Annotated in this window: 28 protein-coding genes; 11 read left to right on the forward strand and 17 right to left on the reverse strand. The window is 64.0% G+C overall.

Annotated features, from left to right (window positions below; genetic code table 11):
* Positions 1-47 precede the first annotated feature (47 nt).
* Positions 48-599: a TetR/AcrR family transcriptional regulator gene (locus tag V6S66_RS16325; protein WP_334207852.1), complete on the forward strand. Its 552-nt coding sequence runs from the start codon at positions 48-50 to the stop codon at positions 597-599.
* Between the two features lie 19 nt (positions 600-618).
* Here V6S66_RS16325 and V6S66_RS16330 read toward each other — a convergent pair whose 3' ends face one another.
* From V6S66_RS16330 to V6S66_RS16360, 7 genes are all read right to left on the reverse strand, one after another.
* On the reverse strand, positions 619-1,407 hold the full coding sequence (locus V6S66_RS16330) for a MerR family transcriptional regulator (RefSeq protein ID WP_334207853.1): 789 nt from the start codon (positions 1,405-1,407) through the stop codon (positions 619-621).
* A gap of 1 nt (position 1,408) precedes the next feature.
* A complete protein-coding gene (locus V6S66_RS16335) occupies positions 1,409-1,750 on the reverse strand; it encodes a DUF1048 domain-containing protein (RefSeq protein WP_334207854.1) in 342 nt (113 codons plus the stop codon).
* A gap of 54 nt (positions 1,751-1,804) precedes the next feature.
* The gene (locus V6S66_RS16340) at positions 1,805-2,566 is read right to left on the reverse strand and encodes an ABC transporter permease (RefSeq protein WP_334207855.1); all 762 of its coding nucleotides are present in this window, start codon (positions 2,564-2,566) and stop codon (positions 1,805-1,807) included.
* 11 nt (positions 2,567-2,577) lie between these two features.
* Positions 2,578-3,345 carry an ABC transporter ATP-binding protein gene (locus V6S66_RS16345; RefSeq protein WP_334207856.1) on the reverse strand — a complete coding sequence of 256 codons (768 nt, stop codon included), beginning with the start codon at positions 3,343-3,345 and terminating at the stop codon, positions 2,578-2,580.
* Positions 3,346-3,535: 190 nt separating this feature from the next.
* A complete protein-coding gene (locus tag V6S66_RS16350) occupies positions 3,536-4,831 on the reverse strand; it encodes an MFS transporter (RefSeq protein WP_334207857.1) in 1,296 nt (431 codons plus the stop codon).
* 71 nt (positions 4,832-4,902) lie between these two features.
* Positions 4,903-5,832 (reverse strand): NADP-dependent oxidoreductase, encoded by a 930-nt coding sequence (locus V6S66_RS16355; protein WP_334207858.1) that lies wholly within the window; start codon positions 5,830-5,832, stop codon positions 4,903-4,905.
* Entirely contained in the window at positions 5,829-6,491 is a 663-nt protein-coding gene (locus V6S66_RS16360) for a DsbA family oxidoreductase (protein WP_334207859.1), read from the reverse strand. Before V6S66_RS16360 ends, V6S66_RS16355 begins: the two co-directional genes overlap by 4 nt.
* A gap of 92 nt (positions 6,492-6,583) precedes the next feature.
* Between V6S66_RS16360 and soxR the strand changes: the two genes are divergently transcribed.
* Positions 6,584-7,033: a redox-sensitive transcriptional activator SoxR gene (gene soxR, locus V6S66_RS16365; protein ID WP_334207860.1), complete on the forward strand. Its 450-nt coding sequence runs from the start codon at positions 6,584-6,586 to the stop codon at positions 7,031-7,033.
* Between the two features lie 476 nt (positions 7,034-7,509).
* On the opposite strand, the gene V6S66_RS16370 is transcribed toward soxR, so the two are convergent.
* The 4 genes from V6S66_RS16370 to V6S66_RS16385 all read right to left on the reverse strand — a co-directional run bounded on the left by V6S66_RS16370 (position 7,510) and on the right by V6S66_RS16385 (position 9,949).
* A complete protein-coding gene (locus V6S66_RS16370; RefSeq protein WP_334207861.1) occupies positions 7,510-8,406 on the reverse strand; it encodes a hypothetical protein in 897 nt (298 codons plus the stop codon).
* 71 nt (positions 8,407-8,477) lie between these two features.
* A complete protein-coding gene (locus V6S66_RS16375; RefSeq protein ID WP_334207862.1) occupies positions 8,478-9,056 on the reverse strand; it encodes a hypothetical protein in 579 nt (192 codons plus the stop codon).
* A gap of 7 nt (positions 9,057-9,063) precedes the next feature.
* Positions 9,064-9,498: a TIR domain-containing protein gene (locus V6S66_RS16380; RefSeq protein ID WP_334207863.1), complete on the reverse strand. Its 435-nt coding sequence runs from the start codon at positions 9,496-9,498 to the stop codon at positions 9,064-9,066.
* A gap of 19 nt (positions 9,499-9,517) precedes the next feature.
* On the reverse strand, positions 9,518-9,949 hold the full coding sequence (locus tag V6S66_RS16385) for a hypothetical protein (protein ID WP_334207864.1): 432 nt from the start codon (positions 9,947-9,949) through the stop codon (positions 9,518-9,520).
* A 527-nt stretch (positions 9,950-10,476) separates the two neighbouring features.
* Between V6S66_RS16385 and V6S66_RS16390 the strand changes: the two genes are divergently transcribed.
* From V6S66_RS16390 to V6S66_RS16410, 5 genes are all read left to right on the forward strand, one after another.
* On the forward strand, positions 10,477-10,755 hold the full coding sequence (locus tag V6S66_RS16390) for a peptidase inhibitor family I36 protein (RefSeq protein ID WP_334207865.1): 279 nt from the start codon (positions 10,477-10,479) through the stop codon (positions 10,753-10,755).
* Positions 10,756-10,786: 31 nt separating this feature from the next.
* Positions 10,787-11,311 carry an RNA polymerase sigma factor gene (locus V6S66_RS16395; RefSeq protein WP_334207866.1) on the forward strand — a complete coding sequence of 175 codons (525 nt, stop codon included), beginning with the start codon at positions 10,787-10,789 and terminating at the stop codon, positions 11,309-11,311.
* Positions 11,311-12,459: a CU044_5270 family protein gene (locus V6S66_RS16400; protein ID WP_334207867.1), complete on the forward strand. Its 1,149-nt coding sequence runs from the start codon at positions 11,311-11,313 to the stop codon at positions 12,457-12,459. Before V6S66_RS16395 ends, V6S66_RS16400 begins: the two co-directional genes overlap by 1 nt.
* Positions 12,456-13,505, forward strand: a complete 1,050-nt coding sequence (locus tag V6S66_RS16405) for a hypothetical protein (RefSeq protein ID WP_334207868.1) — start codon at positions 12,456-12,458, stop codon at positions 13,503-13,505. Before V6S66_RS16400 ends, V6S66_RS16405 begins: the two co-directional genes overlap by 4 nt.
* Before the next feature lie 225 nt (positions 13,506-13,730).
* On the forward strand, positions 13,731-14,831 hold the full coding sequence (locus V6S66_RS16410; RefSeq protein ID WP_334207869.1) for a hypothetical protein: 1,101 nt from the start codon (positions 13,731-13,733) through the stop codon (positions 14,829-14,831).
* A gap of 370 nt (positions 14,832-15,201) precedes the next feature.
* On the opposite strand, the gene V6S66_RS16415 is transcribed toward V6S66_RS16410, so the two are convergent.
* Positions 15,202-16,419, reverse strand: coding sequence for a DNA-methyltransferase (locus V6S66_RS16415; protein WP_334207870.1), 1,218 nt, complete (start codon positions 16,417-16,419; stop codon positions 15,202-15,204).
* Positions 16,420-16,554: 135 nt separating this feature from the next.
* Between V6S66_RS16415 and V6S66_RS16420 the strand changes: the two genes are divergently transcribed.
* On the forward strand, positions 16,555-17,508 hold the full coding sequence (locus V6S66_RS16420) for a metallophosphoesterase family protein (protein WP_334207871.1): 954 nt from the start codon (positions 16,555-16,557) through the stop codon (positions 17,506-17,508).
* A 68-nt stretch (positions 17,509-17,576) separates the two neighbouring features.
* Positions 17,577-17,846, forward strand: a complete 270-nt coding sequence (locus V6S66_RS16425) for a hypothetical protein (RefSeq protein WP_334207872.1) — start codon at positions 17,577-17,579, stop codon at positions 17,844-17,846.
* A gap of 734 nt (positions 17,847-18,580) precedes the next feature.
* On the opposite strand, the gene V6S66_RS16430 is transcribed toward V6S66_RS16425, so the two are convergent.
* Genes V6S66_RS16430 through V6S66_RS16440 form a run of 3 tightly spaced genes read right to left on the reverse strand, consistent with a single transcriptional unit; the run spans position 18,581 to position 22,083 of the window.
* On the reverse strand, positions 18,581-19,252 hold the full coding sequence (locus tag V6S66_RS16430) for a hypothetical protein (protein WP_334207873.1): 672 nt from the start codon (positions 19,250-19,252) through the stop codon (positions 18,581-18,583).
* A gap of 41 nt (positions 19,253-19,293) precedes the next feature.
* Positions 19,294-21,411: a GDSL-type esterase/lipase family protein gene (locus V6S66_RS16435; RefSeq protein ID WP_334207874.1), complete on the reverse strand. Its 2,118-nt coding sequence runs from the start codon at positions 21,409-21,411 to the stop codon at positions 19,294-19,296.
* A 3-nt stretch (positions 21,412-21,414) separates the two neighbouring features.
* The gene (locus V6S66_RS16440) at positions 21,415-22,083 is read right to left on the reverse strand and encodes a hypothetical protein (protein ID WP_334207875.1); all 669 of its coding nucleotides are present in this window, start codon (positions 22,081-22,083) and stop codon (positions 21,415-21,417) included.
* A 612-nt stretch (positions 22,084-22,695) separates the two neighbouring features.
* Between V6S66_RS16440 and V6S66_RS16445 the strand changes: the two genes are divergently transcribed.
* Entirely contained in the window at positions 22,696-22,953 is a 258-nt protein-coding gene (locus V6S66_RS16445) for a hypothetical protein (RefSeq protein WP_334207876.1), read from the forward strand.
* Positions 22,954-23,131: 178 nt separating this feature from the next.
* On the opposite strand, the gene V6S66_RS16450 is transcribed toward V6S66_RS16445, so the two are convergent.
* Complete coding sequence (locus tag V6S66_RS16450; protein WP_334207877.1) at positions 23,132-24,262, reverse strand: hypothetical protein; 1,131 nt, start codon at positions 24,260-24,262, stop codon at positions 23,132-23,134.
* Between the two features lie 155 nt (positions 24,263-24,417).
* Here V6S66_RS16450 and V6S66_RS16455 point away from each other — a divergent pair, with 155 nt between their 5' ends.
* Complete coding sequence (locus V6S66_RS16455) at positions 24,418-25,245, forward strand: hypothetical protein (protein WP_334207878.1); 828 nt, start codon at positions 24,418-24,420, stop codon at positions 25,243-25,245.
* A gap of 264 nt (positions 25,246-25,509) precedes the next feature.
* Here the strand turns inward: V6S66_RS16455 and V6S66_RS16460 are convergent, their stop codons facing one another.
* Positions 25,510-26,853 carry a HEPN domain-containing protein gene (locus tag V6S66_RS16460; RefSeq protein ID WP_334207879.1) on the reverse strand — a complete coding sequence of 448 codons (1,344 nt, stop codon included), beginning with the start codon at positions 26,851-26,853 and terminating at the stop codon, positions 25,510-25,512.
* Positions 26,854-26,987: the final 134 nt, after the last annotated feature.

Below are 26,987 nucleotides of genomic sequence, written 5' to 3' on the forward strand. Positions count from 1 at the left end.
GACAGTGTCTAGGAGGCATTCTGCCGATAGTGCTAGACACTGTCTATATGGAGGCTCGCGAACGACTCGTCCAGGCCGGGGTGGAGCTGCTGGAAGCACACGGCTTGGCGGGAATGACGCAGCGGCAGATCGCCGTGCGCGCCGGCGTCTCGCACGGCGCACCGCGGCACCACTTCCCGACCTACGCCCACCTGCTGGCCGCGATCGCGCGCGAGGGAGTCGAGGAGCTGGACGACCGGATCACGACGAGCCTGGCCGCAGACGATCCTCGTGAGGCGCTGACCTCGGCGTGCCACGCCGTGATCGAGTTCGCGGTTGCCCGTCCGGCGATGTTCGAGCTGATCGCTCGGCACGATCTGCTGGAGGGTGCCGGTGGCCGTCTGCGGGAGGTGACCGGTCGGTGGCTGGGCCTGCTGAGCGAGCGGATGGTCGAGGTGCGACCTCAGGCCGACCACCGGCACGGGCTCGCACTCTGGGCCGGGATCCAGGGTCTCGGGGTGATGCTCGGTCGCCGGAGCGGTGAGGCCATCACCGACGAGGGTGTCGATGCGACCGCCGTGGTCGACGTGCTTCTGGACGGTGTTCTCGGAAAGGACTGACACCCGGCACCGGCACCCTTCAGGAGGGACTGTCGATGGGCCGGACATTGGTCCACCCGGTGTATCCGCGCTCCTCGAGCAGCTCCAGGAGACGCGGGGCGGCAGCGAAGGAGTCGACGAAGGCCGAGTCGAGCAGGTCGACGATGTCGTCGGTGAGCCATCCGTCGTCGATCGCCGAGTCGTGCGCCACCTGTCGAGCTTTGTCGCCGGCGGCCTCGATGAAGGCCACGACCCGGTCGGCGAACGCGGGCAGGCGCGGGTCGTCTGGCGCGCAGTCGAAGATCTCCTCGAACGAGAGGTATAGCCCGGCCACGAAGGGATCCTCGATCTGCTGTCGTTTCAGCGCCATCATGGCCGCGACCCGGTCGGGCGCCTGAGCGGCCACGAGGATCCAGCTGTCTCGTTCGATCTCGACCACACGCTCACGGAAACCCAGCTCTCGCAACCGGCTCAGGTAGTCCACAGCCTCTGGAGGCAGCGCGAGGCTGTCGCCCGAGGCCAGCTGTGCGACGCGTTCCCTGTGCCGCTGCCGCTCCCGAATCTCCGACCGCAGGCGGCGGTCGATGTCGTCGACCGCCGCCGCGAATGCCTCCTGGTCCGCTGCCACAAGGTCAGCGACCCGCGACAGCGGGACGCCGGCCTCGGCCAAGGTGCGGATCTTGACGAGTCGCACGACAGCATCCGCACCGTAGCGCCGGTATCCGGAGTGGTCCCGTTCGGGCTCAGGGAGCAGTCCCTTGGCGTGGTAGTGCCGCACGGCACGGACCGTCACCCCGGCGTAGGAAGCGAGCTGGCCGATGGTCAACATCTCAGAGGTGCCTCTTCACATCCTGATTCAACGTGTTCCTCCACGCCGTCAAATAGCGGTCGGCTGGGGTGGCACCGCCGAGGAGCCGATCGCAGTATGCCGCGACGTCGTCGCCGGTGACATCCAGGACCCGTCGGCCGTTGCCCGCGGCGGTCTCAAATTCCTGGAGGACGTCCTCGAGGATTGCGACGATGTCCATTCCATCGTCGGCGGTGAAGCGCCACATGTATGACTTCATGCGGTCATAGACCATGCGGTAGTCGCCGGGCAGTGCGTCGGCTCGCGCCTCCATCTTCTTCCAAGTCTTTCGGTTGCCCATCATCTTGGTCAGGATGCTGCTCATCGTGTTCTCTCTTCTGTGGTGATCGGTCTTGGTGAGTGAGTGAGTGACTGCGGTTCAGGCGATCTTTCGTCGGTAGACGCGCATCGCTAGCCCGTACGCGAGCACGAGCAGGCCGGCACACCAGGCGAACGCCAAAATCAACTCGTCACCCACGTCCCGTTGTGCGAACAGGTCGCGGATGGCGTCAACGATCGATGTGACTGGCTGGTGCTCCGCGAACCACCGCACGGGCCCGGGCATGCCCTCAGTGGGCACGAACGCCGAGCTGATGAACGGAAGAAAGATCAGCGGAAAGGAGAAGCCGCTGACGCCGTCAACCGAAGTGGCGGTGAGGCCGGCGATCACGGCCACCCAGGCCAGCGCCAGCGTGAACAGCGCGAGGATTCCGATCACGGTGAGCCAGTTGAGGACACTGGCGCTCGTCCGGAATCCCATGAGCAGCGCGGCGAGCACGACCAGGGCAACGGAGATCAGGTTTGCGACGAGCGACGTCAGCACGTGACCCCACAGGACTGAGGACCGAGCAATCGGCATGGTCTGGAACCGAGCGAAGATGCCGCCGGATACGTCCAGGAAGAGCCGGTAGGCCGTGTAGGAGATCCCAGAAGCCACGGTGATGAGCAAGATTCCAGGCAGGAGGTAGTTCACGTAGTTGTCACTGCCGGCTTGGATCGCTGCTCCGAAGACGTAGACGAACAGCAACAACATCGCGATGGGGGTGAGTGCGGTGGTGATGATGGTGTCGGGGCTGCGGGCGATGTGTCGCAGCGAACGCTTGAGCATGACGCCGGAGTCGCCGATGACTGGTGTGAGCATGGTCGTGGTCCTTACTTTCCGGCGGCGTCGTGACCGACGATCGCGAGGAAGATGTCTTCGAGGGTGGGCTGCTTCTCGACGTACTCGACCTTCGCTGGGGGCATGAGCGCCTTGAGTTCAGCCAAGGTGCCGTTGGCGATGATCTGGCCGTCGTGCAGCACCGCGATCTGGTCGGCGAGGTTCTCGGCCTCGTCGAGGTACTGCGTGGTGAGGAGCACGGTGGTGCCCTGGGCGGCGAGGTTCGCGACGGTCCTCCAGACCTCGATGCGCGACTGCGGGTCGAGTCCGGTGGTGGGCTCGTCGAGGAAGATCACAGGCGGCTCCCCGATCAGGCTCATGGCGATGTCGAGTCGTCGACGCATGCCCCCGGAATAGGTCCCCGCTCGACGCCCACCTGCCTCGGCCAGATCAAAGCGCTGCATCAGGTCATCGGCGACCCTCTTCGGTTCCCGGACTCGCCGGAGCTGGGCGACGAGCAGGAGGTTCTCGCGGCCGGTCAGGACCTCGTCGACCGCCGCGAACTGGCCGGTCAGGCTGATCGACTTCCGGACCTTCGCTCCTTGCATTGCGACGTCGTACCCGTTCACCGTGGCTGAGCCGCCATCGGCATCGAGAAGCGTGGACAGCACTTTCACGACAGTTGTCTTGCCGGCACCGTTGGAGCCCAGTAGTGCGAAGATGCTGCCCGGCGCCACGTTGAAGCTGACGCCTTTCAGTACGGAGTGGTCGCCGTAGGACTTGGTCAGCCCGGCGACGTCGATGGCTGGTGATGTGGTCATACCGAGAGTTTGGGGGCCTGACCCTGCGTCATGGTCAAGCCTTCAACGCAGCCAATGTGTCAGCCTCCGCTGCAGCGGCAGGCGGCACTTCCGGGGGTTCGGATCAGAGGCCCGTCACACGAGGAGGTGCGCCCGATCAGCGACTACTCCAGCCTGATGCCCCCTGTCCGCGCGGGGGCTCGAATGCGGCTCAGCCGTTTCGCACCGCCTGCCTTGAGAGCACGACTGCTGCTCCTGCGACGACTACCGCCGCCGCGTAGACGACGTCGTAGCCGCTCGCTCCAGCGACCGTTGTCAGCACGACACCTGCGCCCGCGAGGAAGGCTGAGGTAGCCATGCTCTCGGACGCTTGCAGTGCCGAGCTGTTGGCGCCATGCTCGCCGGGTTGGGAGCCGGCGACGACACCTGAAGAGATTCTCGGGTAGGCCATGCCCATGCCGATTCCCATGAGGACGCACCCGGCGACGGCCCCGGCGACCGGAATCGCCCCGCTGATGAAGGCCAGTGCTCCGACCGGGCCGCAGACGACGAGCGACGTGGCGCGGAACAACGTCCGGCCAGCGCTGGTGGAACTGTCAGCGGTCCGGCCCTGCACCCAGGCGCCGACCGCCCAGCCGAGTGCGCCGATCGCGATGACCAGACCGGCGTTACCGGGAGAGAAGTCCCGCTCCTTCTGGAGGTAGAGGGGCAGGTAGACGTCGGTGGTCACGACTGCGGCTCCGAGCAACCCCCGCAGACCGATCAGGGCCGGCACGCCTGGACTAGCACGGAGTGTTCCCGGCGGGAGGAGCTGGGTGCTCAGCAGCACGAGGGCAGTGACGAGAACGACCAAGAGGATCGTGTTGCGGGGGTAGGGCTGCTGGCCACCCAGGTGAAGTCCCATCAGGCAGGTAGCAGCGGCGACCGCGGCCCAGCCCTTCCGTCCGAAAACCGGCCCGGTCGACAATCGCGGACCGGAGTCGCCGGCTCCCGTCGACCGGGGCGTCCAAGTCGCCCAGAGCAAGCCGGCCAAGGCGATGGCTGACCCGACCAGCACGACGGCGAAGACGATTCGCCAGTGCAGCACTTCGGCGACGAGGCCCGCCGCGAGCGGCCCCGCCATTGACGGGACCAGCCAGGCGGCAGTGAGGAGTCCGAACATGTTCGCCTGGAGTGGGCCTGGGATGTGTTTGGCGATGGCGACGTAGATCACGACGGAGTCGATACCGCCGCCAAGGCCCTGGAGAAAGCGGCCGACGACGAAGGTCGTCATGTCGGGGGCGACCGCGCACAGGCCGATGCCGAGAAGGAACAACGCTCCACCCCCCATCAGCGGGATGGTGACGCCGGCGCGGTCGGCCCAGGACCCGCCGGCGATCATGCCGACCAGGGCGGCCGTGAGCGTAGCGGCGTAGGCGACGGAGTACCACTGCAGTCCGTCGAGGTCCGTTGCGACCACGGGCAGGACGGTGGTCACGGCGAAGGACTCGATCGCGATGAAGGTCATCAGCGCCAAGGCAGCTGCGACGACTGGCCACCGTCCGGAGCTCCACAGTCGCTCCCGATCGGTGTTCACGCTCATCTCGTCTGGCCGGTCGTCAGCGCGATCTTGCCGCGTCCGTGCCCGGACTCGACGTCGCGGTGCGCGGCGGCCGCCTCGTCGAGGTCGTACGTGCGCCGGACGTGGATCCGGAGAGTTCCGTCGTCGACACGGTCCATCAGGTCCTGGAGCCTCGCGGCCGACCTGTCGCTGCGGATGACCCGGCACCCGAGCTCCTGGGCGAGGGCCATGTCGACGATCGTCGCGATCCGATCACGATCGGCCACTACCTGGACGGCACTGCGCAGGTTGTCGTGCCCGGCCGCGTCGAAGGCGACGTCCACCGGCGCCGTTGTCACTGCGCGGATCCGCTCGAGCTGTCCCGGGCCGTACTCCACGGGCACGGCGCCCAGGCCGCGCACGTACTCATGGTTTTCTGCGCTGGCGGTGCCGATCACCTGGGCACCGCGTACGACGGCCAGTTGAACGAACACCGTGCCGACCCCACCTGCGGCACCGTGAACCAGGACCGTCTCTCCCGCACTGATTCCGAGTACATCGACGGCGGTGTGGGCGGTCTGACCCGATGCCGACAGGACACCTGCCGCCTCCCAGGGCACACCGGCCGGCTTCCGGACGATCTGTGTCGCGGGGACCGCCACGAGTTCGGCGTAGCAGCCGAGGACACGGAACCCGGCGGCCTCGTCGCCCAGGGACCATCCGGTCACATCCGGGCCGACGTTCTCGATGACACCGGCGAACTCGTTTCCCAGAATCTGGGGGAACATGATCGTGGCGCCCGGTGGGGTCCATCCGCCGCGGATCGCAGCATCGGTGATCTGGACACCCGCCGCAAGGACCCGGACCAGCACTTCACCCGGACCAGGGACGGGCACCTCGACGTCCCGTGCTGTCAATGCGTCGGCGGGGCCGAAGGCGTCGATCGCGGCCGCGCGCATCGTGCTCATGCGGTGACCTCGGTCGCGGCCGCGAGGACCGTGACGAGGTCCTCCACGCTTCGACTCCCGGACAACATCGTGTCGGCGGCGAGCACGGTGGGAACCGATCGGACTCCTAGGCGCTGAGCCTCCCGGAGGTCAGCATCAACCTCGGAGACGAACTCCGCGCCAGCGAGCATGTGCTCGACCGCCGCTTGGTCGAGCCCGATCTCCACACCAGCCGCGACCAGAACGGCAGCCTGACCGAGGTCGGCGTTACGACGGAAGTGCAGGTCGAAGATCGTCTCCCACGCACTCTCGACACCAACGTCATCGGTCACGGCCGCCAGCTTCAAGAGCCGGTGGACGGTCCGCGAGTCGAAGATCCGCGCCGTGTCCATCCTGATCTCCAGCCCCTCCGCACGGCCGGCGGACTCGATCCGGTCGCCACTGACTTCCCAGTCCGACCTGCTCATGCCCCAGTCCCCGAGCGCCGCCTCGCGCACCGTGATCCCGGACACCGGTGGGCCCTTGGGCTCGAGCAGGAACGCCCGACGCACCACCTCCGGCACTGGGCGGTTGCTCCCCAGGAGGACCTTCTGGGCTTCGGCCATTCGCCGGTGGCCGATCCAGCACCACGGACACCTCACATCGGCCCACACCTGAACAGTCCCCGAATTGACGGTCATGTAGTCCTCCAGCAGTCGCGATCAACAGATGACTACACTCCACTTCATCAAGTCCACTTGATGTCAAGCAGCGACCGAGGAAGGACCGAAGGGTGCCGCAGATCGACCCCGACCTCGTCTGGCTCAAGCCCGGACAAGTCGCCGCACGAGCCGGCATCGCCGTCTCGGCACTGCACTACTACGAGAGCCTCGGCCTGATCACCAGCCGACGCACCGCAGGCAACCGCCGCGAGTATCGGCGCGACACCCTGCGCCTCATCGCCTTCATCCGCACCGCCCAACGCGTCGGCGTCTCACTGACAGACATCAAGAAGGCCATCGACGAACTTCCCGCCGAAGGACTCCCCACAACCCGCGACTGGGCACGGATCTCACGCCAATGGCACGACGACCTCACCGCTCGCATCACCGAGCTCACCGCACTGCGCGACACCTTCACCCACTGCATCGGCTGCGGCTGCCTCTCCCTCAAGGCCTGCCCGTACTCCAACCCCGACGACGTCCTCGGCCTCGACGGAGCCGGACCACGACGGTTCCCATGACCCCTTCAGCTGACTGGGGGCGAGGGCAAAGGCATCGGAGATCTGTCTAGGTGGTTGGTACGTTGCGCGCCGACGATGCGAACGATCCGCGACCACTCCTAGCCAGCCACACGACAGCGCAAGTCGCTTAGCCCTCTGATCGAAGTCGGCAGTGGCGGAGCCGAATCTCGATCACCCGTCAGCCGACAGTCGCTTCAGAAGTGCGTCGTACTCGTGAGGATCCAATGGGCCGTTGCCGACCTCAGATTCTTCGAGCAGGTCGAGTCGTGCGGCACGCTCTTCGGGACGCGCACGGTCCGGCGAACGCGAGGGCATACGACGAACTTATTCGACTGGCGTCGTGTCAGGTGGCAGCTTGCCTGCGGTGCGAGCGGTCAGCGTTCGCCACGCTCGGGCTGAGCGATGCGATCGGCACCCTGCCGAGGAACGCGTACATCAACGTGAGCTGGTCGTCTGGCCGCGTCCCGACGGGCGAATCAGGGGTGCTGCCCGTCGTAGATCTCTTGCCTCTCGAGGAGCGTGAGGAGCAAGATCGAGGCGCAGCCGCTGAAGTACAGGCCAGACAATGCACTCACGAGTGGGACTGGCACTTCTTGCAGCAATCTCGTAGCCACGGATAGTTGCGTCAACACCGCGGGAGCGGCAGCTACGACGATGATGATGGCAGTGGGCGATACGTGTAGGCGCTGCTTCGCTCTGCGGAGACTATGAACACGATTCGTTGCCGACCATCTCCTGTTCGCGAAAGCGGTCACGAAGGCCAGTGGCGCCACCAGTGCGGCGACGTGGGCAAGCCACCACCATGCAGATAGATCAGGTCCCCGACCATCGACCGTTTGACTGATCTCTGATCCGACTTTGTAGCCAAGTAGCAGGATCCCGGCAACTGTCCACGTGGCGACCATGAACACGCTGAGCGCCCACCCACGCGCGTCGATCTCATCTGATTCCACACCTCCGCTCGGACCTCTTGCAGTGTTGTCGAAGATGGAGGCTGTGACGACGAACAGTGTCATCAACGCACCAATTGCCAGAACGGACCCCGCCGTGGCGAACCCTTGTGCGGAGGAAGTCGCGTAACTTCGCATCGCTTCGGCGACCTGCGACTCGTCCAACGCAGCGAGGGTGTCCTCCCCTGCTAGACCTGCCACTTCTGCTGGCGAGGTCGGTATTCCGTCGAGCACGATGTACAGGTAGGTCGCGAGCATCAGGGTCACCAACGTTGGGGGTGAAGCCTTCAGACTCAGTGCCTGGCTCCCGGGGGTGCGGACTCGTGTTGCGATCTGGACCGAGATGGTGATGACCAGCGCGGCGAGCACGCCCGAGAAGGCGGCTCCACTGGATGCGGAGTAGAGGGGTATCCAGCCGGGCATGCCATCTCCTGCAGACTAAGTTCTTGGACTCGAGGACTTTGATCCCCCGCTTCGCGAGGTTGCTGGGGCAGTTACGTATCGAGTCGATAGTGGTCGGCCCCCGCGATGAGGGCGTCCAGCGACTTGGTACGTCGTCTCAGGGGCCCTCCGCGAGTGATGACGACTCGCGGTGCGACGGTTCCCGAGGCGTATCCCTTCTCTGCAAGGGGATACAGACCGACAAACTCTTGCCCGGGATAGGACCCGGTTCCTTCGATTGGGAGTATCGCGATGGACTCAGCACTCTTGATGCCGTTGAAGTAGCCGAGTTCCCAGGGCATCCAGACGCTGCGAGACGATCGCGGTGAGGTGGCGTAGATCAGGGACCGCGACTGATTCATGCGTCGCTGCAGGGTTGCTGCGGTCGCCGCCGACACGTTTGCGCGGTCGAGGTGGGGGTCGTCGATCCAGTCGACGTACACCGAATTTCCTGACTTCTCGAGGGTGACCTTGATGCCGAGGATGAGATCGGCGTCGATCCTTGCGTGACTCAGGAACACGTCGTAGGTCGGGTACTCAGCGGAGGCGCGCAGGACCCTCTCCGATGATTCGTAGACGGTCGTCTTGGTGCGCGCAGTTGCGCGGAGCTCTGCCTCGGTGAACCTGCTCATGCGCGTTCTATCGTCCTGCCTGCTTGGCAGCGAGTTCGATCCAAGCGGCGAGGTTCTTTCCACCGTCCTGCTGGTTCCACTTGTAGAGCGGGTAGCCGGACGGCAGCGGGTTCGCGCCGGTGGTGTCGGTGTGGAGCTCGCGGTCGAGGATCTTCGAGATATCGATACCGAGAAGTCCGTTCCCACGCTTGATGCTCTCTTCAATCTCGTACTTCACCCAGCGTCGCTGTGCGGTCTGCGCGCCAATGAGGACGATCGTCACCGATGTGCCGCGGAGTTGGCTGTCGATCCACGAGCGGATCGCAGGGGTACCTTGCCGTTTGATGGACTCCCACTGGGCCTTGTCGTAGAAGGGCGGCTTCTCATAGTTGCCGATGACAGCCGAGTTTCGGACCTTGGCGACCCTCCATGCGTCTCGGTCGTAGTGGAAGCTGAAGAACACTCGTCGTGCCATGTGGGACCTATCGGTTGATGCTGATCGTGACTAGGGCGGTGGCGGCCAGGAGGCTGGCGTAGAAGCCGATTTGAGTTCGGCTCATCACGGTTTCGATCCAGCCGGTGTTCCCGACGGTGATGTGCGCGGTGCTCAGGTTGAAGTCGATCTGGTCCGCAGGGAGTTGGCGGACTTCGTCGTAGAGCCCGCGGTACTTACGTTCCTGACTGAGGTAGAAGGCGTCGAGGGACCAGAAGACGACGATCGGCATGTACGCGATGAACACGTAGCGCTGCTCGCTGTCGGAAGCGGCCAGAGCGAAGAGGGCAGCGACAAGAGTGACGGCCCAGCCTTTGAGTAGGAATGAGTTCGCGGCCATCCTGGTGATCGTCAGTTGGATGAAGTCCAGGTGGCGGATACGGTCGTCGCTTGATGCGTGACCCTGCCCTTGCGCGGTCACTGGATGTCACCGTCCGCACCAACGGCGCTCGATTGGACGGGCGTCTCAATAGGTCGCTCGCTGCTCGGCGGGCACAGATGAGTCCGACCCGCACGCTCGCTGAGGACCTCCATGCCAAGTACTCACAGTTGGCGGCCCTCGATTACCGGTCGAGAAGGAGTTTTCGGCAACTTCTCGTCAGGACTGACGTCGCATTCCCACGTCGACGCCCGTGACCTGCCACTGATCGCGGCGGGCAGTTGGTCCGAAGCAGAAGTTGATGCTCGCCAGAGATTCCGCTTCAGCTGAGCGCGATCGCGAGCCCCTAGCCCGGGCGCAAGGCATTCGGCTGCCTCAGGTCATCGCAATATCGCGGCGGACCTTACTGAGCCGGACACACATTCTCTGTCGGTGAGACCGCTGTAATTCCAGCGGAAAGTCCGCGAAGTGCGGGCATGAATATCAATGCGCGCATCGCGCGAATCGCCGCCCCGCTTCTCCTCGCTTCCGGACTTGTGGTCGCCAGTCCCACTCAAGCCTCGGCAGCCTTGTCCGATTGCCCTTCCGGATACCTGTGCCTCTGGTCCGGCACCAACTACACCGGAACTTTGAAGAAGATCTCGGTCACCAACTCGTACGTATCGACGTCGTTGCCGACCGTCCGCTCGTACTACAACAAGCGTTCCTACCGCTCGCTCCTGTACTCCGGCACGGGTGGGACCGGCTCGAACGCCTGCCTGTCCAGCAACGTCGCATCGCCGAACGTGAGCGGTTGGCCGAGCTACGCGAAGTCCGCCTTCCTCTCGACGACCGTGTCGTTCTGCTGAACCACTGGCAAGTGTGGCTTACCGTTGCCGGGTGGGCGAAGAGGAATTCCGGTCGCTCTATGAACGACTCAGCGCACGGATCTTCTCCTTCGCCGCCCGGCAACTGCCGCCGGAAGTCGCGAAGGATGTCGTCAGTGAGACTTTCGAAGTCGCATGGATAAAGAGTTCGGAAGTTCCCCGCGACCCAGACGCTGCTGCCGCATGGGTATTCGGTGTCGCCAAGAACAAGATCCTCCAAGCGCACCAGCACAAAGTTCGCAAGCATCACGATCACCGGTTCGCTGCGGATTTCCAAGAGCGCACCCGTGCGTCCCGCGACACTGCCGATACGGTGACCGAGTCCGCACTCGGGCGGTGGGTCTATCGACGACTGACGGCCAACGAACGCGAACTACTCGACGTTGCGTTCATTCAAGACACCGAACGCGCCGACGCAGCGGCGATGTTGGGCCTGTCTGTTGGTGCCTTCAACACCCGCGTGTCGCGACTGCGGTCGCGAATCAACGAACTCACCCGCCTTTACGAAGATCCCGCCCCAGCGAGAGGTGCGCGCTGATGAGCAAGCATGGACCTGAGGATCCACTGGTACAACTTCGCCGCGAAGCGCGCGAGTTGGGCATTCCAGAGTCCCCGTCGCCCGAGGAGACCGGGGTTGAGCTCGACTCAGCCGACGACATCATCGCCAGGCTTCGTTCTCGTCACGGGCCGATCCTCGAGCCACCAGCAGCCGAGCCCGATTCACCGGTCGTCGACATCGACACTGGTCTGCTGCGGCGCAGGCGCCGGGTGGGATTGGCGTTCGCCAGCGGACTCGTTGCGGCCGCAGTCGTGGGCCTCCTAGTCGTCCAGCCGTGGTCGGAGCAGGCCGCCGTCGCGGACGAACCTGCTGTCCTCGACTTCGAGTACGCCGCAGCAGCGAACATCGCGTTCTCGCCCGGTCGAGATTCAGCCGCTACATTGCTGGAGTTGTCGGCAGCAGCATCACGACAGACCTCCGGGGTCGGGTCCGGGCCCATTCAGCATGTCGTGACCGACAACTGGTTCGCTGAGCTCACCGCTGACGAGGAGAAGTCTTCGGCCGGCCAGGTCATCCCGACCTTCCGGGAGACCTGGCTACAGCCCGATGGGTCCCTCACCGTCTTGGAACACGACGGGAAGCCACTCTCAGCTGACGGGAGGACGGACGCCGACGTGGAGAGACCATCCGGAGTGTCGAGCGAGATGCTGCCAGCTGGGACCGTGGATCCTTCCGCGTCCTCCGACCTACCCCTGGAGGCGGGCCCACTGAGAGAAGCTCTCTTCGCGAGGTCCGGTTGTGAATCGGGACCGCCCAGTCCCGCAACTGCGGCGTGCATCGTGCAGGCCGTAATCGACCTTCACAGCGCGAACGTGGTGCCAAGCGAGGTTTCTGCGGCGATCTGGCAGGTGATGGCAGCCGAACCCGACCTACGTTTGCTTGGCGATGTGACAGATCGTCTGGGACGCGAAGGGGTCGGGATTGCGATCGTGCCGCCCGACTCCCCGCAGTTCCGAAATGTGCTCATCATCAGTCCCGTGACCGGTGCGCTGCTGGGGACGGAGACGGTGCTCATCGCCGAGCAACCGGATCTCGACCTTGAGGCGCCCGCGATCTTCTCGTTCACCGCTTATGTGACCACCGAGTTGGTCGGTCCCTCATCTCTGCCGTCCGCCAGTTCGGAATGAAACGATTCGCCCAAGTCACGGTCGTCAGCGTGTGCGTTGCGATGCTGGGTTGCTGCGCCCCGAATGAGTCCGATCCCGTGCCTCAGGAGGTCACCGTCCTGGTGGTGCATGCCACCTCAAGCGACACACTTTCGTTCGCCGACGCTACGGCCGTCGCCGAGAATGGCGAAACGGCAATCAACGATGCTGGTGGATGGGCCGGAGAACGCGTCCAAGTCATCAGCTGTGCTGCCACGTCGACAAAGGATGTCGAGACGTGCGCCAATGGCGCGCAACCAGCCGTTGTAGTCGCCAGCAGCGAAGACGCCGCCGCTTGGTCCGAAGTAGCGTTCGAAGACATTGCCATCATCGGTCCGCAGAGTCCCGATGTTCCTGACACGTCGACGTCGCGTCGAGTTCCCGTGGCGCACCACAACGAAGCACTGGCGGAGAGTCTCGCCGCCAGCCTCCTCGATCACCCGGCATGTGGCGGCGGGCTCTACACAAGCGGCGGCTCTGCGGCAGGATCCAGCACCACAGTTGAGGCCATTCAACGAGCGACAGCCACGGCCGGCGGGGCATACCTCGGCAACTTGGCTGTCAGCGGCATTGATGACAAGTGCGTCATCCATGTCAGTGCCGGCGCCGACCCGACACTCGACCCGGAGGACCTCCTGGCGCATCCCCCGATCGTTCTCGGGCTTCTCGATGCCGCGTACACCTCTGACCGCCGGGTCGCGTTGGCCGCAGCCCCATTCGAGGTGCATGTCGCCTCGTCGTATCTGCCGCTCACGGGGTTGACCCAGGATGTCGATGTCAACGGTTTCCTCGAGGCCGGACGAGCCGTGGCGCCCGACTTCGTCGGCGATGCCGCCGCCGTCACGACGTACCTGGGCTTGTTGCTAGTGCGCGAGCTCGTGCAGAACGGCGACGGACCTGTCGGCGACGTGCGGGACGCCCTCCTGAACTCCTCTGATCTCGCAAGGGGCGGTCTCGGCGCGACCTGGGACTGGGAACAGGTCCGGCTCACGTCACCAGTGCACGTGTTTCAAAAACAGATCTCGTAGGTGGACAGGTAGCAGAGTCCGGCGCGTATCCCGGCTGCGATCCCGGTGGCTGGCGCGAACCGTCAGGCAGGTGGTCCGCAGGATTTTCGCGGGCTCCCTCGACGCGCTCAGCCTTCGCTCGCGGGTTTGAACCCTGTTCGTGATCCCATGGATCGGTGGGCGTGTGGGGTGCTGCCCGCGCTGATTCTCGAATGAGGGAGTGATGTCTTGGGGTCGCGGGACGGCTTGACCTTGACCGCGGTTGCTCAGCAGCTCGCGCACTCGCGCGATCCAGAGCGAACCGCCGAGCGCCACCTGCCCGAGGGGTGGCGAGCCATCGTCACGGCAGTCGCAGGCACCGGTGTCGTCGTGGCTGTTACGGCGGCGCCTGTGGCCGCTGCACTGTCGGTACGCAATGAGGCGCTGTCCATCCCCTCGATCCTGTCGGGCTTCGTCGTGGCCCTGTTTCTGTTCGTCATGATGTGGGCGTGTTCAGATCAGTCGTTCGCTCTGATCTCTCGCACGGTGGAGTTTGCCCGCATGGTTCAGGTCTTGATCTTCGCTGCTGCCGCGGGTGTGCTCGGGGTGGCTGGGCCGTCCTTCGTATTCTTCGGCGGTGGCGAGGTGGCGTGGATCGTTGCCGGCGGCGGTGCTGTGGCGCTTGCTGCGTTGCTCGCCTTGTCGGCCATGAGGGGGTTGCCGCCGATTCTGGAGGTTCCGACGGTCCCATGGAGATTCGCGACAGTGGTCGCGAGAACTGCCTGGGTCTGGGCACTGACATCGGTCGCGGTTTCGACGACTTCAATCTTGTGGGCGGCTGACTACCAGACAGTTGCCGGCGGGGCCGGCGTTGCCTTAATCATCGCCGCGGTGGCTTACATGGATCGTCTTCGAGCCTCGACCAATGCGGCGGCCTCCGAGATCCGCCGCTCCCTGACGTCGCTGTACCTGCTGGCCGACTCGGCCTCCCGCTCGACGTCAACGTCCAAGCACTGGGACGAGCTGCGGGCCGGACATTTCGAGACCCTCGATGTGCTGGCGAACCCTCCGTGGCGGACCCTCGTATCGCCTTCAGTCCGCCGTGCAGACGCGGTGACCACTTCGATGTTGAGGTACATGGCTTCGAAGATGTACACCCTGCCCCGGCCAGTCCCATCGCATCGCGTCGATCGATACATCGAAGATTTGCTGGGACACCGTTCTCGCCGTGAGCTTGTGTCATTGCTTCGCGACTACGTAGGTGACCTACACGATCAGGTCGGCCGTAGTCGACGGATGAGTCGGCGCGGAAGTGCTGTCACTGGACGACCACCGGTCGGGTGGTCCGAAGCCCCCAGCCGGGGATGAACTGTCGTCCGACTCGGGCGGTATCGAGGTGCAGGCTGATGGTGACGCGGCCGGGGACGGTCGGGGTGGAGGGTGATGGGTCGTCGAGCTCGTGAGGCTCGCGAGAGTCGGGGACCATGGACCCCTGGTAGGGCCCGATGTCTACCTGCGTTCCCTGCGCGCGGAGTTGCCGCAGGTCATGGGGAGTCAGCCATAGGCGGACGGGTTCATCGGTGATGGCGCGATGCTGATGCCGACCGTCGTCTGGCGCGAAGTTGATAGTTGCTTGCACTTCGACGCGCGCGTCTTGGCCGTGGCGACGCCGCATGACGGCGCCCCTGTCGAAGGTCGATGTTTGTCTGGCCATGTTGGTCTCTTCCGTAAGAACTGACTAGAGCGGGAGTGTCAGGACAGTTTCGGCGCCGTCCTGTTCGGATTCGAATGGTCTGAGTCGGCGGCGGATCCGTTCGAGGATCAGCGGCACGTAGGCGGCTTCCCGTTCGATGCCGATTGCGTGGAATCCTTCGATGAGCGCTGCTTCGAGCGTGGTCCCTGATCCAGCGAACGGGTCCAGCACAGTGCCGCCTGGTGGGGTCACAAGGCGGACGAGGTGCCGCATTAGGGTCAGCGGCTTCACGGTTGGGTGTTCGACCCCTCTTGATCGGGTCCGTTCCTTCGCATTCGGCTTGGACACGAAGAAGACGCTCTCGGGAGGTGTGTTCCCCCTGGCGACCAAGCCCTTCACTGATGCCCCTTCAACGTGCACGTTGGTGGGCCATCTGCCGGCCGACTCCTGGTGGGTGCCCGCTGCGAGGAGGACCCGGCAGCCACCGAGGTTGAGCGCTCCCGTGGAGTGTCTTTCGAGGTTCTCCGTGACGGTGCCCTCGAGGGGTTTGCGTGCGAGCACGAAGGGTTCGAACCCTGGCTTCAGGGTTGTCCCCCACCCCTCCCAACGAAGAGCCTCTTCGTGCCTACCGGCCGTCGCGAGAGCCGACTGGACGTCGAGTCCCTTCGGCACCCCGCTGGCGTACAACCAAGCCATGTTGTCGCGAATCTCGAAGTCCACGTCCTCGGCTGCTGAAACGAGCCGGTGCCACGTGCGGGTGCCTCCGAAGGCTATGAGGTGGCCTCCTGGCTTGAGAACGCGATGACATTCCGTCAGCCATGCCTCACACCAGGTCTGAAACTGGTGGGGGTCGCTGTCTGCATAGCCGCGGGAGTGCGTTGCGCTCTCGTGCCAGTTTTGCGATTGCATACCGAGCATCGCGGACTGCATGAGCTGTTCGGGGTCGGCGCCGGCCTCGGCCCGATTGATGGCGTAGGGAGGGTCCGTGACCACGGCATGCACAGACTCGTCCGGCATGGCACGGAGCGCAATCAGAGCGTCGCCATGCGTCACCTTCAGGCGCCCATCGTCGAAGGCCGTTGCGGGAGAGGCGGACTCGGGGATCGAGGAAGAGGTCGTCATGTACTTGATATCGGCGAACTTCGGCCAGTTGATGACGGGACAAACCTTGACCTCAATTGAACCAAGACTTAGCATATTTGCTATGTCACACGCCGTGAACTTCTCCTCATGACACACGCTGCCAGGATCGAGCGGCGACACCGCAACACGCTCGCGAAGTACGTGGCTCCATCCACCGTGGCTCTCGCTTGTGGAATCGATCGTGATGGATTGGGCGCCTGGGTCGCTGGAGATGATCGCCCATCAGACCTCGGCCGCGCACAGCTGCTCTGGGACGTGTTCTCCAAGCACATCCGGTCACGAGGGTTTGTGGGCGCGGGTAAGTGGATCAGCGACCCGAAGCCCTGGCCTCACAGCGAGCGTCCCGCCAACCTGATCGCTGCGGGCGACCGGGAGGCGTTCGCCGAGACTATCGGGCTGGCCGTCCACGGGGTCGCGTACGACTTCGACCATCTGGACTCATTCGGCGGCGCACAGGTCGGTCTGGCCGGCGACTGGCACGGCAACACACGATGGGCGTTGAAGAAGCTGGAGAGGTTCCACCGAGACGGGATCCGCACCATCTTGCACCTCGGGGACTTCGGCCTGTGGCCAAATCAGGGAGGAGCAAAGTTCCTTCGCCGCATCGATGAGGCTTGCCTGGAGTACGACCAGACCATCTACGTCACGGACGGCAATCACGAGGATCACGCGAGACTCGCCTCCGTCGAGCCATACGCCGGGAAGCGCTGGGTCTCCGACCGCGTCGCCTTCTTCGAGCGCGGACACCGGTGGCGGTGGCAGAACCAAACCTTTGTGAGCCTGGGTGGCGCAGCGTCCGTGGACTTCGAGGACCGCGCAGAGGGGCGCTCATGGTGGCGCGACGAAGTTGCCTCCACGGCCGACGTCGAACGGGCCGTCCGAAACGGGCGAGCCGACGTGCTGCTCACCCATGACGCACCCGCTCCGAGTACACCGACGATCGAGCAGATCATCCGCACCAACCCACTGGGGTTCTCGGAACGTGCACTCGAGTACGCCGCCGAGAGCCGTGTCCGCGTGACCGAGACCTTTCACGCTCTCCAACCTGTGCTTAACGTCCATGGGCACATGCACTACGGCGAGCGTCGCAAGCGACACATCGAGGGGTTCCCGCACCTCACTGAGACGATCGCGCTGTCCTGTGACAACGACGAAGGCAACATCGCAATCCTCGACGTTCTCGACCTTCGTGTTCGCCCCATCGACTGAACTGACCGACCGCCAGGAGGTTCAAAGTGTCAAAGCATGCCGGGAACGATCACGACGGCCACTCACCTATGGACATCATCCTCGAGCGCCGCGACGGCATCATCACGACCGAAGAGATGATGAAGCTTCTCCGGGACTATCACTACACGTCGTTCATGCCCGCAGCCGACGACTGGGACCCTCTCGCGATGATCGCCATGCCGCGAGGGACCATCGAGGACCTGGGCGAGGCATTCGACGAGAATCTTCTCGCCGAGGACGAGTACGACACACTTGCGACGGACCCGAGCCTGAAGGTCACCCGGACCCAGATGCCCAGCATTCGGGAACTGGACTAGGACGCCGCACCTCTGCGCCCCGTGGCGCGGAATCGATCATCGGACCAACACTCTCCCGGAGCCGTCGCGCCGCGCGCACTAGTGGCGCGGCACTAGTCGTCTTCCGGAGTGGCGAGGTCGAACGCCGGTACGAGATGGACGTGCACGCTGTGAAGTACGTCCTTGGTCGCCGCCATGAGTTCATCCACCCACACTGGGACGTTCTCGGTATGCCGGAACTGGGTCGTGGCGCGACCGATCTGCCGTTCCAAAGTCAGGGCCGACTCGTACAGCCGCTGGAGGCCTCGCACATCGTCAGGGCCAATCACATACAGGTGTGGTTCAGACTTCCTGCTTCGGAATTGGCGGCGCTGTTGAGTGTGCGTCTCGCAGAAGCGAGCGCTGTTGCTCGCTAGTGGGGTATCGCATGAAAGGCAGTAGTTAACGTTGCCGTCGTGCGACATGCGCCGCTGGGGTGAGGTGCCGCGGCGGCCGACCGGAATCTCATTGATCGGCCGGGGTGGGACCCGCGGAGCTTGCGGGTTTCGTGCAGTCGGGCGCAGTCCCGGCATCATGACTCCTCAGAGCTCGCAGAGGCGGCCGGCATTCGATGATCGCCGACCTGACCGCTCCTCGCATTCCCGGCGCGGTACTTACCGGCGACTTTCGCCTCGCCACAAAGCGACCCGCGGCACGAGGCCGCCACGGTCTCCCAATTCCCCGCGAACCGCACCTTCGAAGTCTCCGCGCTTCTGTCAGCTGAGGGTCAACTGACGCCATCCTGTGCCGTCGAGGGCCTGCGAGATGGGAGCGTCGTCCGGGGGCGCGTAATCCAATGTGCGGAAGGTGACGCGCGAGACGCGCCAGGCATCGTCGTCGCGTACCAGGTCGATTCGGTGCGTCACCCACGTCCGGAAGTCATCGTCTTGGTCAAGGCCCAGCGAGAAGGCGATCTCGACCGAGATCGAGTCTGGGCGTTCGGGATCGCCGATGGTTTGGGTCCTGATCCAGGACTCCTCATTGGTGCGCCAGACCCGGCGGATCTCAGAGCCCTTGTTTCTGGCGAGGCTTGTCTCGAAGTAGGAGACCGTGGCGGGATCGGCGTCTTCCGCTACGAGCGTTTCGACCATCTTGTCGACATCCATCTCTTCGCGGGTGTCGACGATCAGGTGCAGAAACTCGACCGCGAACGCTTCCGCGTCAGAGCGGCTGCTACCCGCATCGGAAAGTTCTTCGGCAAGGTCGAGGCTCGGAAGATCGGTCGGGCCTTCCGGGGAGTCTCTAAAATCGCCTGGTTCCGCGATTGGCTCTCCTTCGGCCAACTCGGTCAGTTGGCTCCCATCGTCCGGGACAATGGAATCTGAACCACTTGAGCCGCCCCCGCCACCGTTGGATTGCAGCGCGACGACCGCGAACGCTACGACCACGGCTACGACCGCGGTCCCCCCGATTCCTGCCCACCGTCGATTCAAGGCTGTGTCCTCGCAGTCAATGCGTTGCCGAAAGCGATCGCGTATCCGAGTTGCCCGGACGCGTTCGGATGGAAACTGTTCGGGATCGGGTTCACGTCAAGATCGTGGATCCAGTCATCGTAACCGTTGTCCGAGCAGGCTCCGTGGCCCATGAACACTGAGCGAACGCCCTGGCCCACAGACCATACTCCGGCTGCGTTGGCTGCTGACGTGATGACGTTGTTTAGTCTGATCACCAGCCGATCGGCCATCGCTCGCTCCGCCGGCTTGATCTCTTGACAGGTCAACGGATCGAACAGACCTCCGCGTCCGCCGACGGTGATGACCTGGGGATACCCACCCACCATGATGTCCGCGTACGGCTGCTCCTGTCGCATGAACGAGTAGAGCGTCGTCAGTGTGGGGAGCAGCGCGTCGATCCTGTTGGCAGCAGTCGCCTCAAGGTTGGTGCAGTCGAGAAGCACGCACTGCTTGATCAGACTCGCGAAGCCGACGTCGTTTCCACCGATCGTCATCGTGATGAGACGCGGCCTGGACGGCGATCCGTTGAAGGACATCATCGCCTCATACATCTGATCCACGATGGCGTCCGTCTCCGCGCCCCCGCAGGCCTTCGATGACGTCAGATACTGGAGAGAGCTCTGCATGTCATACGGCCACGGGCTTGTTCCAATCATGCAGTAAGGATTGGTGTTGGCTGGGATGGTCCCCGTGCCCGCAGTGTAGGAGTCCCCCAAGGGGGTGTAGACCCGATTTCCTGGTAGCCCGCGGGTGCGAGTCGTCGGACTGTAGGTCCACCCACCGTTCAAGTACGCCCGATTCGGAAGCACCCTGAATTGGTGGTAGTAGCCGCTGTAGATGAGGTCGATTTCCCACAGAGTGGCCGTCACCGGGTAGGGCAGGTCGACCCATGCCTCGCCTCCAGCCGTCATGGTCCGCCGCGACAGCATGTAGCCGGTGGCGTTGTTCGAAGCTGCCCACCCGAGAGTGACGCTCGTCTGGCCGACGTGCCACGCCGACAGCGTGGGCACAGTCGCAGGTTGCGGTCCACCGACGGTCCTACTGACCGTCGGGCTCGCGGTTCCTCTGCTAAACCCCTTCGATGGGAAGATCTTGAACTCGTAGGTTCCTCCCGCCGCGAGGATGTCGACGGTCCAACCGTTTCCTGATGCCGGGGCCTGAAGTTCATAGAACGCCTGACCGGAGTTGACCAAACGCATCTGGATGAACATTCCCGTCGAGCCGGTCGAAACGCGAGACCAGCCCAGCGTTGCCGCTTCCGACCCCGCGGTGACCGTGGGCGTCGGCGCAGCAACGTTCCAGGGCTGGTAGGTGGCAATGTTCGGACCGATTGTGCCAATGCCGAGCTGCGCGAGACCCTCCGAGATCCGCTGCGCGATGAGGGCTTCACCGGTGGGGTTGGGGTGGGTGCCGTCCCACGTGTGTGCCTGGGCATCCCACCCATTGCGGGTGGACGCGATGACAACTCGCTCCGCAGCGGTGTTCGTCTGCGCCGCGTACGTCTGCAGCAGTGCGGCGTACTGGTTCGTCTCGTTCGTGATCTGGTGCGTCTGGGTCCATGGGTTCCAGCGGTTGACGACTTCCGCGACAACGATGTCGATTCCTGGCTTGGCCGCCCGGGCTTGATTCACGTACGTCGTCAGGTTCGCAATCGTCTCGGAGGGGCTGGTCAGATATGCGAGGTCGTTGCTGCCTAGAGCAACGACCAGGACGTTCGCATTCGTTGACGTGACCTGGCCGCCGATCTGACCGAGTTCTTGGGTATACGAGTCGCCCCATCTCGCGGAGTGAGCCTTCGCGCTAAACGGGGCTGCGTAGTGCTGCGAGCCGTGCACGTTGTTGACGATGTCGAACAGGTCGGTCCGTGTCCCCACGAACTCCACGTTGCCCGGTGCCGTCCCCGCGAGCTTGTTCCAGAGTCGGTAGCGCCACGTGTAGTCGCCCGACGAACCCTGGGTGATGGAGTCGCCGGTTATCAAGATGCGGTGGGCGGGGACTGCCGCCGCTGGTGGCGCAGACAGAGTGACTGAGACGAGAAGCGAACTCAGTAGGGCGACGATGAGCATGGCGGCGCTATGCCGGCGGGTCACCATGAGTCAGCTCGCGCTATCGAACGACTGCCAACCGAGACCCTCGAGGGTCGCGGCACGCTCGGCGTCCGAGAGGTCGTCGACTGAGCTCTTACCCGCCGGTTGAGGGACCTCGCGGGGAGCGATACTCACGAGATCCCAACCGGCCTCGGTCCATTGCACCACTCCACCAACGACAGCCCAACGCGTCGCACCCGCGATCGTCAACGGTGCAGCAATCTCGACCATCACCTGGTCCGGGGCCGCGTCGTCTCCGGAGTGCGCGATCACTCGGTAGGCCCCGACCTCGACGGCGAAATGATTGTCTCCGCTCCGATCGATGTCGAGCAGCGTTTGGGCAACTGCCGGGTTGAGAAGGTCGCTGGCCACAGCGTCGAGAGCTGCGGCTGCATCGCTTGCAGCGGCGGGCGATCCAATCAGCCAAGCGCTGTAGGAGGAGAACGCTGCGACTGCTCCGTTCTTCGTCCGGTCCTTGCCCTTGGCGACAGGCGTAGCGAGGTCACCTACTTCGGGCGCCGGCTTGACCAGACCCTCTTGCAACGAATCCGCACCAGGCGCAGTTGCCGGCTCGCCCGGGTCGATGACAGTCGTGTCGTTCGGCCCAGCCGCAGGAGTGGGTACCGGCGCGGCGACCGGACTGGGCGGATCGTCACCGGACTGCGCATCGGCAGCCATCGAGGCTCCGAAGAGCAGCCCAAACGCGATACCTGCGGCGGCGATCCCTGTCCCCTTGGACTTCCCGGTGAACGGTCCCCGGCTCGAACGTCTGCTCATTGTCTTTCCTCACCCTGGCGTTTCGATGGTCGTTAGAACGCGACGATCGAGGCCTGAGAGGGCTTTCGACGCTGCCGGGGTTGTGACGAGGCAAGCGAGTCGCTGCCTACTCCTCGCACAGCTGGCGAGATTGTTACGAAACTCAACCGCCCGAGGATGCGGCGCCGACGATGCTGGCGAGGACGACGCCCGATTGCTTGTTTGGAGGCTCAGCGCCCAAAGCTGATCGTTCAGCATGAGGTTCGGCCAGGACGGACGCGCTCCGAGCACTCCTGGTGAGCAAACGGGGCCGATGCGGCCTAGCGACCTTTAGGTTGGGCTATTCCTGCGTCTCAACCGATCGGGTTCGCCAGTTTACGTGGCTGAAACATGCTGGGCAGCGTGCCGCCGGGGCACATCGGGCGTATGCGGTTCGATGGGAATGGGATCCCCAATCCTCGCTGGAGACGCTACGGGTCCCGGCAATAGTCAGGGCTTGGTGCGAGCCGAGCCACCCGAAGGCAGGTGACGGTCATGGCAAAGGGACGCGACACGCGACGTCGGTTTACGAGTACCCAGGAGTTCGAGCTCCAGCTCGTGAGGCATCAGCACGTCCGCCGAGTCATCAATTTCGTAGGGGCCTTCCTGATCGCTACTGGCATCCGCCCAATGGTCGAGGCGATCGCGGGGCAGAGCACCTCGTTGACCATTTACGTCCCGATCGCTGCGACCCTGTCGGCACTCGCGCTGGCGCTGCCAATCGCTCTCAATCGCCGCCGGGCCGGCCGTTGACCCAGCACGGGCCTGCTTCCCAGAGCGCCGATGTCCGGTGAGTGGGCCTGGCTTGGGTGGCGACCGTGGATCGACCGCCCGTCGCGAACGACGCAATCGAGCCAAGCGGAGTCCTCGGCGTCGGACGACCGATGCTCAACCGATTCGACAAGGACTGGTCAGGCCGCTGCTCCGGGATTCACCGAGGCGTCGTCTCGGACGTATAGAACGAGCCGATCCCGCCGCCGATGAAGTAACTGCCCGCTGGGTGATAGGCCTTCGCCCTGCGCACGGCGGTCTCCCATACCTTCGGCTCTACACCTTCTGGTGCCCCTGCCTCGAACTCTTTCGGACCCCTGCGGTGTCCTCGCATGATCGCGGAATGGAGAGGCTCCGGGAACTCGCCCGACTCGTAGAGCCCGTGGTCTCTCGAGACCAGGCCCCTGTCCGTCACGGCCCACCCGTCCCATACCCATTCGTACATCTCGCCGCGAACCCAGAACCCCGGCAAAGCGGCCCGCCCCGCCATCGCCTCCTGGATCGCGATGCTCAGATGTTGAAACATCGGAGCGCCAATGCTCCCTGCTTCAGCACCGAAACCACGCCGCCGCATTTCGACAACAAGCGCCGCGACCGCCTCCGCTGCGGGGGTGTCTGCATGCCAATCGACCTCCACGACCGGGGTCCCGGTGTGCTCGGGGCGCTTCTCTTCGACCACGTAGGTCAACCGCATTCTTGGCTGGCCGTGCAGGATGCCTGCCTCCTCGTCGTCCGCCATTTGCGGCCCCCACGAGAATCCCACTCGCGGACCATCAATCTGCTCTGACGCTGGCACGACTACGACCCCGCCCGCGAGTGCTCCGAGCGAGTTCGCATGCTCGAGCGCCTTTGCAACGTTTTCGAACGACACATCCGAAGCCAGTCGGCTGCTTTCCGCGAACCGATGAGCGTCTGTGGCGGCGACCTGGCTTTCGAGTTGAGCTTGCAGGGCGTCGAGCCGGACGCCGAGATTCGAGTTTGCCCGCTCCAGATCCTTGGTACGGGTTTCGACCACTTCTTGAGCACTGGTCCTAGCGACACTCTTGACGCGCTTCTCTAGGACGCGCTCGAGAAGAAACGCTACGGCTACCAACATGACTGCTGTGCCAACGTTGAGCAGGGCGGTAGCCAGCAGGGACTGTTGTGTCCCGAATTGGTCACCGAACTTGGCGCTGAGCACGAACGGACTGGCGGAGACGCCGAATCCGACGACAGCAACGATCGCCATAGCGCCCCATCGAACCTTCACCTGCGGCTCTTCCGACACTGGCACTCCCTGTCGATCGGTCATGCATCTAGATCTCCCACGCCAAGCGCGGACGTTGGCTTTGGACTGGGCGTCGCCCGCGATTCAAACAGGTCGAGGCATGGCTTCGGCCTTTAGCGCTCCGCAACACCGCATGCGAGCCTGCGGTCAGGATCGCCCACGCCTGCGACGATATAGCGATGATCGCTGCTGCTGGGTCGTCTGGGATCGAAACCCTTACCGCTTGGAGCACGCTCGGGGCAGCGATAGCGACCACCGTCTCGGTTGTCTTCATTGCGTGGCAGATCCGGCTGACACGTAAGAGCGTCGAGGCCACCGAACAGGCTCTGGCGCTGGCCCATCAGGAATTTCGACACAGTGAAACTCTGCGGGTCGATGCTCAGCGAGCCGCGATCGACGCCGAGATGCCCCGAATTACCGTAGAGGTCTACTCCCAGAGCTCGGAGGTCTGGCGCGTCGACAGTCTCGAACCGGATGCCGTGACGAAGGCCGACAGTACTACCGCATTGCCTTTCAACGAGGAGTTCATCGTTCCCAGGGACGACGAGGTATTACTCGGAGTTCGCGTGCGTCTTGTTGTGAGCAACGATGGTCCTCGCCGGGCGCCGCTACGACTGGACAGATTCGGGGGCGGAGGTCGAGAGATCGTTCTCGGAGTGGGTGAGACCCACAGCGAACTTGTTGGCCGAGTGCAACCGCTCAGAGAATGGGTCTCGATTGCGGAGGCCCGGGCGAACGGCGAGCCCGGCGAGGAGCGGGCGATCGCGACGGTGGTCTTGGTACACCCCGGAGACATGAGCGCAGTCGAGGTCCATGAGGTCGTGCAAGGCGGCACGGTCGTCGAACCTGTTTATGCGAACGCAGCGGGATGGCGGCTCGCATCGTTCGACCGAACGCTTGAGAACCCGTTTGGCTGCGTCAACGCTGTTGTGCAGCCGTTCACCCGAAGGTACTGGGCCTCTCGTCGAGACGGACGGTTGCTGGACCCGCCAAACGGTTCGAGTTAGCGCCGAGGATCGACCGCCAGGTTTGGCCTATCGACTCGCAGTAACCGCTTTCATCCAAGGCGCCCCTCCGGCCTGGTGCTTTTCGTAGCAGCGGATCTTCCACTTCGAAGCCCCAGTAGTTGTTCTACGACTCCGCCGATTGGCGGCGACGTGAGCACGGTGCTCGAGAACGGCTCTGGTCGCGCGCCTGATCGGTTGACAGTGAGATCGCCGCTACGGCGCTGTCGTGATTCCGAAACCGTGTCGACGCGGACCAACCGCGACCTAGCGCAGTTCGTAGGGGTGGGACAACCGATCCAACGCCAGCCGCTCAGTGAGCTTCTCTGTGTCGACCCCAAGTTGGCTCGCGATCCATGCTCGGAACACTTGCACCGATTGACGCCATCCGTTGAGAGATTCGAGAAACTCTGGCTTCTCGCGATTGGCGTGCTTAGTTCCGTTGTACACGTCCGACATCCGTTGTGCCCACGCCATAGGCTCAAAGCCAAGGTCGGAAGAGATGTCCCGCGCGATTCGCTCGAGCCGCTCACGGAAGTTCGCACCCCTTGCCGCTCTCGGTGATTCGCCGTCTTGGAGCAAGAGTTCATAGCCGATCGCTTCCAAACCGATCCCCATTTCGGTGACCCGGCTTGGAACTGGAGCCCCCGGATTCTGCAGGGAACTAAGGATCGGGTCGATCCCTCGGCTGAAGTCGTTGCGGAGCTTCATCCACCGCCGGACGCCGGCGACGTGTACGTGGCTCGCGTTGAAAAGAAACAGGTGATCGAGATCGAGATCGGCCCCTTCTTCAGCAGGACTCGGGTTGGTTGCGTAGGTGACGACCGGATGCCAGGCCTCGCCGATCCGTGCGCCCGACAGTGAACGTGCAGGATCGCTGTCGGTCATTGCCCGATGCGATAGGAATCGTGGAGTTTTCCACGCTGCGACCGCGAGTAGGTCGCGTATCGCGAGGTGCGGTGCCATGTGTTGAGACCACGATCGGGCGTCCGCTACGCGCGTTTCGACCCGTGTTGGTTCCTTCAGGACGGTGTCGCGGCCACTCTCGTCAGGTTCAAATGAGGTGACGAGCGTCAGGTTGAGTCCGTGAGCGATCGGGAGGCGTGCTCGATGCTGGGCGGTGTAGGTGCTGGAGGTCCAACCATGCTCGGTCAACTCGTCGGAGCGTTCGAGGGTGGAAGTCGCGAACCATCGCGCTAGCCCGTCGATCTCTGACTGGAGCGCGTTGATCTTCTGGTAGGCAGATGCGCCATCGCCACCCAGGACGGCGTAGCGCGCTGTGATTCGACCTCGGCTGTGACCGCCGAACTGGCTGCGGTATCCCGCTGACCGGCAACCTACGAGCACGACGGATCCGTCGTTGTCGTGGAAGTCGATGCATTCCGGCACCATGTAGGCGAATTTACTGCGGTCGGGATCATCTCCCCACCGCATGTCGCGCCCCATAAACCACCGGCTGTACTCGGCGTTGATGTCATCGTGCCAAGGAATGGTGAGCACGAGGTTTGTACCCGTGTTCTCGAGGAGAGCTGCCTGGTAGGGGGTCCTTTCGTCGTTGTCGAAGATGAACCCGACACGGTGTGCGTCTGGCTCAAGAAGGTTCCTGCTCATACGCCCTCCCTTGCGAAGCGCAGCAGTTGCTTGCTTGCGAACCGAGGCCGGACGTCGATCTGAAACACATGGGCCGGCCGAGCATGATCCCGGCGTGGGTCCCGTCGTCTGCCACGAACCAAACGTAGGCGAGC

Origin of the sequence: Aeromicrobium sp. Sec7.5 (genome assembly GCF_036867135.1) — a bacterium.
Taxonomy (GTDB): Bacteria; Actinomycetota; Actinomycetes; order Propionibacteriales; family Nocardioidaceae; genus Aeromicrobium.